Origin of the sequence: Salinarimonas sp., from assembly GCF_046292825.1 — a bacterium.
Taxonomy (GTDB): Bacteria; Pseudomonadota; Alphaproteobacteria; order Rhizobiales; family Beijerinckiaceae; genus Salinarimonas.
The window spans coordinates 72403-83482 of record NZ_JBKBQG010000016.1; the positions used below are offsets into that span (position 1 = coordinate 72403).

14 protein-coding genes and 1 tRNA gene are annotated in these 11080 nt (G+C 69.6%); 10 read left to right on the forward strand and 5 right to left on the reverse strand.

The window, feature by feature from the left end; all coding sequences use genetic code 11:
* The first annotated feature begins 11 nt into the window (after nt 1-11).
* Nucleotides 12-395, forward strand: a complete 384-nt coding sequence (locus tag ACK4UM_RS10125; protein WP_409798378.1) for a hypothetical protein — start codon at nt 12-14, stop codon at nt 393-395.
* A gap of 230 nt (nt 396-625) precedes the next feature.
* On the opposite strand, the gene ACK4UM_RS10130 is transcribed toward ACK4UM_RS10125, so the two are convergent.
* A tRNA-Ser gene (locus tag ACK4UM_RS10130) sits at nt 626-715 on the reverse strand.
* A 303-nt stretch (nt 716-1018) separates the two neighbouring features.
* Here ACK4UM_RS10130 and rplU point away from each other — a divergent pair.
* The 4 genes from rplU to obgE all read left to right on the forward strand — a co-directional run bounded on the left by rplU (nt 1019) and on the right by obgE (nt 3616).
* Nucleotides 1019-1330 (forward strand): 50S ribosomal protein L21, encoded by a 312-nt coding sequence (gene rplU / locus ACK4UM_RS10135; protein WP_409798380.1) that lies wholly within the window; start codon nt 1019-1021, stop codon nt 1328-1330.
* A gap of 75 nt (nt 1331-1405) precedes the next feature.
* Complete coding sequence (gene rpmA, locus ACK4UM_RS10140) at nt 1406-1672, forward strand: 50S ribosomal protein L27 (protein ID WP_409798382.1); 267 nt, start codon at nt 1406-1408, stop codon at nt 1670-1672.
* Between the two features lie 189 nt (nt 1673-1861).
* Nucleotides 1862-2545 (forward strand): GNAT family N-acetyltransferase, encoded by a 684-nt coding sequence (locus ACK4UM_RS10145; RefSeq protein ID WP_409798384.1) that lies wholly within the window; start codon nt 1862-1864, stop codon nt 2543-2545.
* 33 nt (nt 2546-2578) lie between these two features.
* Nucleotides 2579-3616, forward strand: coding sequence for a GTPase ObgE (obgE, locus tag ACK4UM_RS10150; RefSeq protein ID WP_409798386.1), 1038 nt, complete (start codon nt 2579-2581; stop codon nt 3614-3616).
* Between the two features lie 66 nt (nt 3617-3682).
* On the opposite strand, the gene ACK4UM_RS10155 is transcribed toward obgE, so the two are convergent.
* On the reverse strand, nt 3683-4189 hold the full coding sequence (locus ACK4UM_RS10155) for a ferritin-like domain-containing protein (protein ID WP_409798388.1): 507 nt from the start codon (nt 4187-4189) through the stop codon (nt 3683-3685).
* Nucleotides 4190-4338: 149 nt separating this feature from the next.
* Here ACK4UM_RS10155 and ACK4UM_RS10160 point away from each other — a divergent pair, with 149 nt between their 5' ends.
* On the forward strand, nt 4339-4635 hold the full coding sequence (locus tag ACK4UM_RS10160) for a 4a-hydroxytetrahydrobiopterin dehydratase (RefSeq protein WP_409798390.1): 297 nt from the start codon (nt 4339-4341) through the stop codon (nt 4633-4635).
* 28 nt (nt 4636-4663) lie between these two features.
* On the opposite strand, the gene ACK4UM_RS10165 is transcribed toward ACK4UM_RS10160, so the two are convergent.
* From ACK4UM_RS10165 to ACK4UM_RS10175, 3 genes are all read right to left on the reverse strand, one after another.
* The gene (locus ACK4UM_RS10165) at nt 4664-5173 is read right to left on the reverse strand and encodes a tripartite tricarboxylate transporter TctB family protein (protein ID WP_409798392.1); all 510 of its coding nucleotides are present in this window, start codon (nt 5171-5173) and stop codon (nt 4664-4666) included.
* Nucleotides 5170-6678, reverse strand: coding sequence for a tripartite tricarboxylate transporter permease (locus tag ACK4UM_RS10170; RefSeq protein ID WP_409798394.1), 1509 nt, complete (start codon nt 6676-6678; stop codon nt 5170-5172). The genes ACK4UM_RS10165 and ACK4UM_RS10170 overlap by 4 nt, the downstream gene beginning before the upstream one ends.
* A 93-nt stretch (nt 6679-6771) precedes the next feature.
* A complete protein-coding gene (locus ACK4UM_RS10175) occupies nt 6772-7866 on the reverse strand; it encodes a Bug family tripartite tricarboxylate transporter substrate binding protein (protein ID WP_409798396.1) in 1095 nt (364 codons plus the stop codon).
* A gap of 308 nt (nt 7867-8174) precedes the next feature.
* On the opposite strand from ACK4UM_RS10175, the gene trxA reads away from it, so the two are divergent.
* From trxA to coaA, 4 genes are all read left to right on the forward strand, one after another.
* Nucleotides 8175-8495 (forward strand): thioredoxin TrxA, encoded by a 321-nt coding sequence (trxA, locus tag ACK4UM_RS10180; protein WP_409798398.1) that lies wholly within the window; start codon nt 8175-8177, stop codon nt 8493-8495.
* Nucleotides 8496-8594: 99 nt separating this feature from the next.
* The gene (gene hisF, locus ACK4UM_RS10185; RefSeq protein WP_409798400.1) at nt 8595-9371 is read left to right on the forward strand and encodes an imidazole glycerol phosphate synthase subunit HisF; all 777 of its coding nucleotides are present in this window, start codon (nt 8595-8597) and stop codon (nt 9369-9371) included.
* A gap of 8 nt (nt 9372-9379) precedes the next feature.
* Nucleotides 9380-9742, forward strand: a complete 363-nt coding sequence (locus tag ACK4UM_RS10190) for a phosphoribosyl-ATP diphosphatase (protein WP_409798402.1) — start codon at nt 9380-9382, stop codon at nt 9740-9742.
* A gap of 56 nt (nt 9743-9798) precedes the next feature.
* The gene (gene coaA, locus ACK4UM_RS10195) at nt 9799-10743 is read left to right on the forward strand and encodes a type I pantothenate kinase (RefSeq protein ID WP_409798406.1); all 945 of its coding nucleotides are present in this window, start codon (nt 9799-9801) and stop codon (nt 10741-10743) included.
* Nucleotides 10744-11080 lie beyond the last annotated feature (337 nt).

Below are 11080 nucleotides of genomic sequence, written 5' to 3' on the forward strand. Positions count from 1 at the left end.
CGCGACGTAAGTTGCGCCGCGCCATGTGGCGTGCTTCGTCGAAAGACCTCACCATGAAAACCAATGCTCTGCGGCTCGCCAGCGCGATTGCGCTGGGGTTGTCCGCCTTTGCTCTGCCCATGACCGAGGCGTCGGCCCTCGACCGGCGTGTGGAAATCGTCAATCGAACCGGTTACACGATGGTGGAATTCTACGCCTCGAACCAAGACCGGACGACGTGGGAAGAGGACATTCTCGGGGCGAGCGTGCTGCCGTCGGGCAGATCTGTGGTGATCGACATCGACGACGCCTCAGGTTATTGCATGTTCGACTTCAAGGCCGTCTTCGACGATGGTGACGAGGTCGAGGAATTCGGCGTCAACGTCTGCGAGGTGGCGACCTTCACCTTCGAGTAAGGCCGACGCGGCAAAGGAGCGCCGAGATGCGAACAGGTCGGCGCTCCCGACCGCGCCCCGTGCCGGACGAAGCCCGTGCGGTCGAATCTCGCACACGAGACGAGATATGTTTTCTGTTGCAGGGTGCCGTGCTCGCGTGGGCAGACGTCACGGGGAGAACCATCGCGTCGCACGTAGGCGTCGCCCGTGCCGCGCTACGCGAGGAAATGCATGAGGATCGTCGGCGCGGTTGGCGGAGAGGGGGGGATTCGAACCCCCGATACGGTTGCCCGTATGCCGCATTTCGAGTGCGGTGCATTCAACCACTCTGCCACCTCTCCGTCGAGGCGGGGCGCGCGGCGGGCGCGCGGCCCGTTTGCGAGCAGCGGGCGGGTCGATAGCATGCGGGGGGCGGGGCGACAAGCGGAATTCGCGCGCTCGTCCACGCGCTTTCGATTGACATTCGCAGCCGATGCGACTACCTCCCTCGCTTCCGGCGCGTGCGCGTCGGAATCCCATTTTGCCGGAAGCTGCAAAGAAGCCGGCCCCGCCCGCCGCGGGCCCTCGGATCACTCCTCGGGCATGCGGCGTCGACGCTCGATCCGGGCGCGGCGGAGAGCCGGAACGAACACGAGGAGAAAACGATGTTCGCAGTGATCAAGACCGGCGGCAAGCAGTACCGCGTTGCCGCGCAGGACGTGATTACGATCGAGAGGCTCGCCGCCGAGCCGGGCCAGACGGTTTCGTTCGAGGCGCTGATGCTGGTCGACGGCGACGCCGTCACCGTCGGCGCCCCCGTCGTGGACGGCGCGCGCGTGACGGGCGAGGTCGTCGAGCTCACGCGGGGCCCGAAGGTGATCGCCTTCAAGAAGCGCCGCCGCAAGAACTCGAAGCGCAAGCGCGGGCACCGTCAGGATCTGATGACGGTGCGCATCGTCGAGATCGCCGCCGCCTGAGGGGCGTGACGGCAATCCGGGAATTCGGCGGCGTCGCATGCGCGTCGCGAGACAGAGATAGAGCGGAGTAGTCCCATGGCTCACAAGAAGGCAGGCGGTTCGTCCCGCAACGGCCGCGATTCCGAAGGCCGTCGCCTCGGCGTCAAGAAGTTCGGCGGCGAAGCCGTCGTCGCCGGCAACATCATCGTGCGTCAACGCGGCACGCGCGTCCATCCGGGCGTGAATGTCGGCCTCGGCAAGGATCACACGATCTATGCGCTCTGCGAGGGCCACGTCCGATTCGGCCAGCGACATGGCAAATCGGTCGTATCCGTCGTGCCCGCCGCCGAGGCGGCCGAATAAAAGGCGAGAGCTGAACACCCGATGCGAAGCTCCCGCCGGTCCCACCAGAACCGAGCGGTCCGAGCTTCCACCGGGTCAGGCGCACCGACAAGCGCTCCGGTCGCTCGAAACCCGAAGGGGAGGTGGGAATTCCACCTCCCCTTTCGCGTTCGATCTCCGGCGAAGCCGGGACCCATACGGAGCGCACCGATGTTCCCAGACCTGTTCCGCGACGACGTCTTCCGGCTCGAGACGAGACGGCTGTGGCTGCGCTGGCCGCGCGCCGGCGACGCGCGCGCGATCGCCGCGCTCGCGGGCGAGCGGGAGGTGGCCGAGATGACGGCACGCATCCCGCACCCCTACCCGACCGAGGAGGCGGACGCCTTCGTGGTCCGCGCGCGCGGCGCCATGCTGGCGGGCAGCGAGCTCGTCTTCGCCGTCGCGCCGAAGGCGCGTCCGACCGCCCTCGTCGGCATGGTCGGCATCCACCCGACCGACCAGGGGCCCGCGCTCGGCTATTGGATCGGCCGCGAGCATTGGGGCCAGGGCCTCGCCACCGAGGCGGCGCGCGCCCTGATCGACGCGGCGTTCTCCTACACGCGGATGCCGGAGCTCGTGGCCTCGGTGCGGGTCGTCAATCCCGCTTCGCGGCGGGTGCTCGAGACCTGCGGCTTCCGGGCTGCCGGCAGCGGCTTCGAGACCTCGCCGCTGCGCGGGCGCATGGCGGTCGACCGCTTCGTGCTCGAGCGGCGCGTGTGGGCGAGCCTCAAGAGCTGGAGCCGCGAGGGCTGGGCGCCCCCGGTCGGTTCGGGCGAGGAGCGCGCCGATGCCGCCGACGCCGAGAGCGACCCGGCACAACGAGACGAGCGCCGCCTGCCCCAGGCGGCGGAGTGACGCGCGCGCGAGACGCGCTCTAGGAACGAGACGATGAAATTCCTCGATCAGGCCAAGATCTACGTGAAGGCGGGGGACGGCGGCGCCGGCGCCGTCTCCTTCCGACGCGAGAAGTTCATCGAGTTCGGCGGTCCCGACGGCGGCGACGGCGGGCGCGGCGGCGACGTCTGGGTGGAATGCGCCGAGGGGCTCAACACGCTCATCGACTACCGCTACCAGCAGCACTTCAAGGCCCGCATCGGCGTCCACGGCATGGGCCGCAACCGCACCGGCGCTTCGGGCGAGGACATGGTGCTCAAGGTCCCTGTCGGCACGCAGATCCTCGACGAGGACGGCGAGACCCTGATCGCGGATCTCACCGAAATCGGCCAGAAGGTGCTTCTCGCCCGCGGCGGCAATGGCGGCTTCGGCAACGCGCAATTCACCTCCTCGACGAATCGCGCGCCGCGCCGCGCCAATCCCGGCCTGCCGGGCGAGGAGCGCTGGGTGTGGCTTCGGCTCAAGCTCATCGCCGATGCGGGCCTCGTCGGCCTGCCCAACGCGGGCAAGTCGACCTTCCTCGCCGCGACGACGGCGGCCAAGCCGAAGATCGCGGATTATCCGTTCACGACGCTCCATCCGGGGCTCGGCGTCGTGCGCATCGACGGGCGGGAATTCGTGCTCGCCGACATTCCGGGTCTGATCGAGGGCGCGCACGAGGGGGCGGGCATCGGCGACCGCTTCCTCGGCCATATCGAGCGCTGCCGCGTGCTCCTCCACCTCGTCGAGGGGACGAGCGAGCACGCGGGGAAGGCCTACAAGACGGTCCGCAACGAGCTCGAGGCCTATGGCGCCGGCCTCGTCGAGAAGCCCGAGATCGTGGCGCTCTCGAAGGCGGACGCGCTCGATCCCGACACCCTGAAGAAGCAGGTCGACCGCCTGCGCCGCGCCTGCGGGAAGAAGCCGCTCGTGCTCTCGGCGGTCTCCGGCGAGGGCGTCGAGACGGCCCTGCGCCTTCTCCTCGACGAGGTCGGCGCGCTCGCGCGCGAGGAGAAGCGGCGCGAGGAGCCGGTGCGCCCCTGGCAGCCTTGAGGGCCGTGCCCCGGGTCCGCCGCGCGGCCCGGGACGACGGCGCTCCGCGCGCGCTCGGGCGCGGTCTCAATGGCTCGCTTCGCGGCCCGACAGGGTGAGCTCGAGATAGCGGCGGGTGATCGGCTCGATCTCGTCGGCGACGCGCTTGGCCATCGCCTCCTCCTCGGCGAGCGATTGCCGGAAGGCGCCGATCGAGGCCGTATCGCCGGCCCGCTCGGCGATCGCGATGAGCGAGCGATAGGCCGCGATCTCGTAGGCCTCGATCGCGTGGTCGGCGTAGAGATTCTTCAGGATCTCGTCCTGCGCGGGTGCGTGGAACATCGCGGCGGCGTTGCCGGTGAAGGCGAGGAAGCTCTCCTTGATGGTCGAGGGGCTCTCGCCATGGGAATCGAGCGCCGTCTCGAGCCGCTCGCGCTGGCGCTTCGTCTCCTCGATGTGCTGCTCGAGCATGGCCTTGAGGTCGGGATAATGGTCGAGCCGCTCGACCTGCCGCTCCATCGCCTGCAGCGCCTCGGCCTCGAGAGCGTGCGTGTTCTTGAGCGCGGTGATGTAGGTTTCCTTCACGTCGGCCATTCTCGTCTCTCCTGCGGCAGCATGTGGCGCCACGCGCGCAACGGCGGGTCTCGCGCCGAGGTTCCGACGGCCGAGCCGCCGCGCCTTCCCGGGCTGGCCTTCGAGCCCTATCTCCGCTCTCGTCGGCACGGGGATGCGAGGAGGACGCGATGCGGCGGGATCTGTTGAGCGAGGACGAGCGCCGGGAGATGCTGTCGGCGCTCGCCGGCTGGAGCATGGTCGAGGGCCGGGACGCGATCGCCAAGACCTACGTGTTCACGAATTTCGTCGAGGCCTTCGGCTTCATGGCCAAGGTGGCGCTGGTCGCGGAGAAGCTCGATCACCACCCCGAATGGCGCAACGTCTACCGGACCGTCGAGGTGACGCTCTCGACCCACGACGCGGGCGGTCTCACCCGCCTCGACATCGCGCTCGCCCAGGCGATGGACAAGCACGCGGCGGGGTGAGGCGCGAGAGCGAGGCGCGTCGCGCCGCTCAGAACGGCACGGGCAGGATCCCCGTCGGCACGCGCAGGCGCAGGAAGGTCTGGAGCGCGAAGATCAGGGCGACGAGGCCCACCACGATCGCCGCGCTCGCCCCGATCCCCGCCCGAAAGCGGATCGTGAGGAGCGCGGGCACGAAGACGATCGTCGCGAGCGTGAAGCCGACGAGGAAGATGAGCGCGTAATAGAGGGCGATCCAGACGAAGAGCTTGCCCGCCCGCCCCCAGCCGGCGAGCGTCTGCTCGTCCGCCTCCACCGTCAGATCCGCCGTCGACGGCTCCTCGCCCCGGCGCAGGGCGGCGCGGCCGCGCGTGAGCGCCTGGCGTGCGAGCTCGAGGAGGCACAGGACGATGCCGGCCGTGCCGACATATTGCGGGAAGAGCCGCGCGCCGAGCCGGAAGCCGCCCGCCGCGAACACCACGTAGGAGAACATCGCGAGCAGCACGAGGACGAGGCCCGTTCGGAACCAGGGGCTCGGGTCGATCCCGTCTCTCGCGCTCATCGCACGCCCTCCTCGTCCGTCGCCCTCGCGCCGCCGCCGCGGGCCGCGCGCGCCTTCATCAGCGAGCCGCCGACGACGAGGACGAGGCAGAGCACGCCGATCGCGATCACGCCGGGGCGGGCGAGCCATTCCCAATCATAGAGATTGTACGACATCCACAGGTAGCGTTCGGCGAGACCCGACAGGATGAAGCCGATGAGGAGCGGCGGGCGCGGCATCTCGATGCGCTTCATGATCCAGCCGAGCACGCCGAAGCCGAACAGGGTGAGGAGATCGCCCCAATGGCGCGTCTCCTGGTAGGCGCCGAGCACGACGATGCACAGCACGATCGGCGCGATCAGGTAGAAGGGCACGAAGGTGAGCTTCGCGATCGGGCGGCTGAGCGCGAGGCAGAGCAGGGTCCCCATCACGTTGCCGATCGCGAGCGACCAGATGATCACGAAGACGAGGTCGAGATCGTCGCGCAGGAGGGCCGGCCCGGGCTGGATGCCGAAGATGAGCAGCGCGCCCAGGAAGAGCGCCATCGCGCTCGAGCCCGGCACGCCGAAGAGCAGGGTCGGCATCAGCACCCCGCCCTCGCGGGCATTGTTGGCGCTCTCGGGCGCGATGACGCCGCGGATGTCGCCCTTGCCGAATTGCGAGCGGTCCTTCGCGGTCTGGACGACGTAGCCGTAATTCAGCCAGTCGATGATCGAGGAGCCCATGCCCGGAATGGCGCCGATGATCACGCCGAAGAGCGAATGGCGCACGACGAGCCATTTGTGACGCATCGTGTCGCGCAGGCCCTCGCCCCAGCCCCCGCCGAGCCCCGATCCGCGCTGGGCGATGGCGCCGCCTTTCGCCAGGAGGTCGATCACCTCCGGCAGCGCGAACAGGCCGAGCGCGACGATGACGAGGGAGAAGCCGTCGTAGAGATAGAGTTCGCCGAAGACGAAGCGGTATTCCGGCGCGACCGGCGCCCCGCCGACCGTGCCGATGATCAGCCCCGCGACGGCCCCGATGATGCCGAGAAGCGGTCTGTTGCCGCTGAGCACGCCCACCATCGAGAGGCCGAGCACGGTCAGCATGAACAATTCCGGCGTGCCGAAGGCGAGCACCAGCGGGCGCGCGAAGGGGACGAGCGCGGTCAGCGCCAGCGCGCCGATGAGGCCGCCGATCAGCGATGCCGTGAAGGCGGCCGAGAGCGCGCGCGCCGCCTGGCCTTTTCGCGCGAGCGGATAGCCGTCCATGATCGTCGCCTGCGATCCCGACGAGCCCGGAATGCCCATCAGCACCGAGGGGAAGGTGTCGGCGGAGGGCACGGCGGCGGCGATGCCGATCAGCATCGCGATGCCCGCATACGAATCCATGCCGAACAGGAAGGGCAGGACGAGCGCCATGCCCATGAGCCCGCCCAAGCCCGGCAGGATGCCGACCACGATGCCGATGACGACGCCGGCGAACAGCATCGCCATGCGGAACGGATCGAGGAGGATGAACAACCCGTTGACGAGCGCGTCCCACATCGGCGGATGTCACCTGGTCGGGCGAAGGAGGGGCGGCGACGAACGAAGCCGCGCCCGATCGAGGCGCGGCTTCGAAGGGTGGTCTCGCGCGGCTCAGCGCGCGAAGGCGACGCCGAAGCGCTCGGTCAGCATGTCCTGGAGCCAGGTCACGACCTCCTCCGGCGCCTCGTCGAGCTCGCGCTTGATCTGGTCGAGGCCCGCGCCGGAGATGATCTCGTAGCCCTCGAGAATGGCCTCCGCGTCGGCGATGAAGGCCTCGTCCTGCACCATGGCGTCGACGCCGGTGCGCAGGGCCTCGCGCGCCTCCTCGGGCGCGTCCGAATGCACCCAGATCGTGCCGCGCGTGTTCTGGACGAGGTTGGCGACGACCTTGTAGGCCTCCCAGGCCGGCCCCTCGGGCATGCGCCCGTGGATCTGCTGGTAGAGCTCGGGCGCCGTGACGATGTCGGGCGCCGCCGGATCGCGGACCGGGTTGCCCTCCGCGTCGATGAAGCCGGTCGCCCAGGCGGCGATGGCGTTGCCCTCGTCGATCATCGGCTGGACGCGGGCGTTGAAGGCCGGCGTCGCCTGCGTGTTGATCACGAGCTCGCCGCGCTCGAAGGCGATGCGGGTGTCGCCGCGCCCGCCGAAGCCGGGCACGTCGCGATAGTCGATGCCGAACATCTCGAGCGCCACGATCGATTCGACGAGGCCCACGGGATCGGTGATCCCCTTGGTGATGCGGCCGCCATAGGTCAGGATCTCGGCAGGATCCGTGATGCCCGTCGTCTGAGTGTTGATCGCGGTGACGTGGCCCATCGGGGCGGCGACGACGGGGGTGAGCTCGTCGAGATCGAGCCGCAGGCCCTCGAGGCCGAGGAAGGCGCGCAGGTTGAGGTGGCCCGAGGCGGTGAGCAGCGTGGTGCCGTCGCGCTCGACCCGCTCGGCGAACTCGTTCGAGCCCAGGAGCCCGCCCGCGCCCGTGACGTTCTCGGCGATCACGGTCGGATTGCCGGGGACGTGCCGGCCGAGATGCTGCGCGATGAGCCGCCCGAACGTGTCCGTGCCGCCGCCGGCGGAGAAGGGGATCACGATGCGGATCGTCCGGCCCTCGTAATAATCGGCCCGCGCCTCGCCGGCGAAGGCGGCGAGGCCGATCGTGGCCGCGAGGACGGCGCTCGAGACGGCGGACGGAGCGAGCTTGCGCATGGGTCGCGTTCTCCCTGTTCGCGATGCGGGTTGATCTCCCGCAGAGGATTTGTGACGTGACAGTTTCACGACGATTGTCGCGATGCAAGGTGCGGGGAGCCTGCGCTGCGATCCTGCCGTGCGGACGCGCGGGCGGTCGGGGACCGCGCCGCCGCGCTCGCTCCTTTCCCATTCGAAACGAGAGCCTCCGACGAACGCCCCTCCCGGATGGGGACGCGCTGCGCTTGATCGGCGCGCGCCCGCTCCCTACCTTGGCGCGGACGGACAGGAGGCGCCGCGTGTCGCGCGCCCGGAAGAGGAAGACCGATATGGCGACGGTGAAGGTGACCGATCAGAGCTTCGAGGCGGACGTGCTCAAGTCCGACAAGCCCGTGGTCGTCGATTTCTGGGCCGAGTGGTGCGGCCCGTGCCGGATGATCGGCCCGGCGCTCGAGGAGATCGCCGGCGAGATGGCGGGCAAGGTCACGATCGCCAAGGTGAACGTCGACGAGAATCCGGGCGTCGCCGGCCAGCTCGGCATCCGCTCGATCCCCACCCTGATGATCTTCAAGAACGGCGAGCTCGCCGGCCAGAAGGTCGGCGCCGCCCCCAAGGGCGACCTGCAGCGCTGGATTCAGGCGAACGTCTGAGGGCGCGCGCGCCATCCTCCGCTTGACGCCCCGCGCCGGGCTCGCTTGAAAGGACGTGCCGCGCATTCGCGGCAGCGAACCGCTCGCGAGCCCGTGCCGATGTTGAAGATCCGCGTCATTCCCTGCCTCGACGTCAAGGACGGCCGCGTCGTCAAGGGCGTCCAGTTCGTCGACCTGCGCGATGCGGGCGATCCCGTCGAGAGCGCCGTCGCCTACGACGCCGCGGGCGCGGACGAGCTCTGCTTCCTCGACATCACCGCGAGCCACGAGGACCGTGGCATCCTGCTCGACGTCGTCACCCGCACGGCCGAGGCCTGCTTCATGCCGCTCACCGTCGGCGGGGGCGTGCGTACGGTGGAGGACATCCGCGCGCTGCTCTTGGCCGGCGCCGACAAGGTCTCGATCAACACCGCCGCGGTGGCGGACCGCGATTTCGTGCGTCGCGCCTCGGAGAAATTCGGCGCCCAATGCATCGTCGTCGCGATCGACGCCAAGCGCGTCTCGGGGGAGGGCGAGCCGCCGCGCTGGGAGATCTTCACCCATGGCGGCCGCAAGCCCACGGGGCTCGACGCGGTGGATTACGCCCGCGAGGTCGTCGCGCTCGGGGCGGGCGAATTGCTCGTCACCTCGATGGACCGCGACGGCACCAAATCCGGCTACGACATCGCCCTCATGCGCGCGATCGCGGATGCGGTGTCGGTGCCGGTGATCGCGTCGGGCGGCGTCGGCAGCCTCGAGCACATGGTCGCGGGCGTGCGCGACGGCCATGCGAGCGCGGTGCTGGCCGCCTCGATCTTCCATTTCGGCGAGCACACGATCGGCGAGGCCAAGGCGGCGATGGCGGCCGCTGGCATCCCCGTGCGGCTCGACGCGTGAGGACCGGCATGGCCCCGCTCACCCTCCCCGATCTCGAGGCCGCCCTCGCCGAGAGGGCCGAAGCGTCTCCCGAGACGTCCTACACCGCACGGCTGATCGCCGATCCCTCGCGGGCGGGCAAGAAGCTCGGGGAGGAGGCGGTCGAGGCGGCGATCGCGGCGGCGCTCGGCGATCGCGCGGCGCTCGTGTCGGAGGCGGCCGACGTGCTATACCACCTCCTCGTGGTGCTCTTGGCGCGCGGCGTGCCGCTCGCCGAGGTGATGGCGGAGCTCGACAAGCGCCAGGGCACGTCCGGGCTCGCCGAGAAGGCGGCACGGGGAGCCGATGGCGTTCGCAGCGACGCGAGCACGACCGGCGGAGAGAATTCGTGACGAACCGCGTTCCCGATCCCCTCGTCCAGGCCGTTCCCGGCGCGCTCGCGCCCGAGATGCCCCCCGAGGTCTCCCCCTATCGCCGCTTCGGCCGGGACGAATGGGCCCATCTGCGCGCGGACACGCCGCTGACGCTGTCCGCCGACGAGGTCGACCGGCTGCAATCGCTCAACGATCCGATCTCGCTCGACGAGGTGATCGCGATCTACCTGCCGCTCTCGCGCCTGTTGTCCCTCTACGTCGCGGCGACGCAAGGGCTGTTCAAGGCGACGCAGCGCTTCCTCATGGCCGAGAACGAGACCAAGGTGCCCTACATCATCGGGGTGGCGGGCTCGGTCGCGGTCGGCAAGTCGACGACGGCGCGCGTGCTCAAGGCGCTGCTGGCGCGCTGGCCGAACACGCCCAAGGTCGATCTCGTCACGACGGACGGGTTCCTCCTGCCGAACCGCGAGCTCACCCGGCTCGGGCTGATGGAGCGCAAGGGCTTTCCCGAGAGCTACGACACGGCAGGGCTCCTGCGATTTCTCTCCGAGATCAAGGCCGGGCGCCGCGACGTGACGGCGCCGCTCTATTCGCACCTCGTCTACGACGTCGTGCCCGGCGAGACCGTGACGGTCGACCGGCCCGACATCCTCATCGTCGAGGGGCTCAACGTGCTCCAGCCGGCGCGCCTGCCGAAGGACGGCACGGCGATCCCGTTCGTGTCGGATTTCTTCGACTTCTCGATCTATCTCGACGCCGACGAGGACGACCTGCACCGCTGGTACGTCAACCGCTTCCTGCGCCTGCGCCACACGGCCTTCCGCGATCCGCTCTCCTATTTCCGCCGCTATGCCGAGATCGACGAGGCGGAGGCGATGGGGATCGCCGACGGCTTGTGGAACCGCATCAACCTCCCCAATCTGCGCGACAACATCGTCCCCACCCGCCAGCGCGCGAGCCTCATCCTGAAGAAGGGCGCGAGCCACCGCATCGAAGAAGTGCTGCTGCGGCGGTTGTGAGGGAATCCCTTCCCGTAGGGGAGGGTGGCCTCGGAGCGGGAGCGAACGAGGTCGGGTGGGGCCCGACGTTCGAAGCACAATCACCACACGTGCCCCACCCGGCCTTTCTCGCTTCGCTCGAAAGTCCACCCTCCCCTACGGGGAGGGATGGGCGTCGCGAATCCCTCCCCGTAGGGGAGGGTGGCCCCTGGAGCGCAGCGACAGGGGTCGGGTGGGGCCCGACGTTCGAAGCAAATCCACCACCCGGGCCCCACCCGGCCTTTCTCGGCTTCGCCTCGCAAGTCCACCCCCCCCCACCCGGGGGGGGGGGGGCGCGCCTACCCCCCCCCAGGGGGGG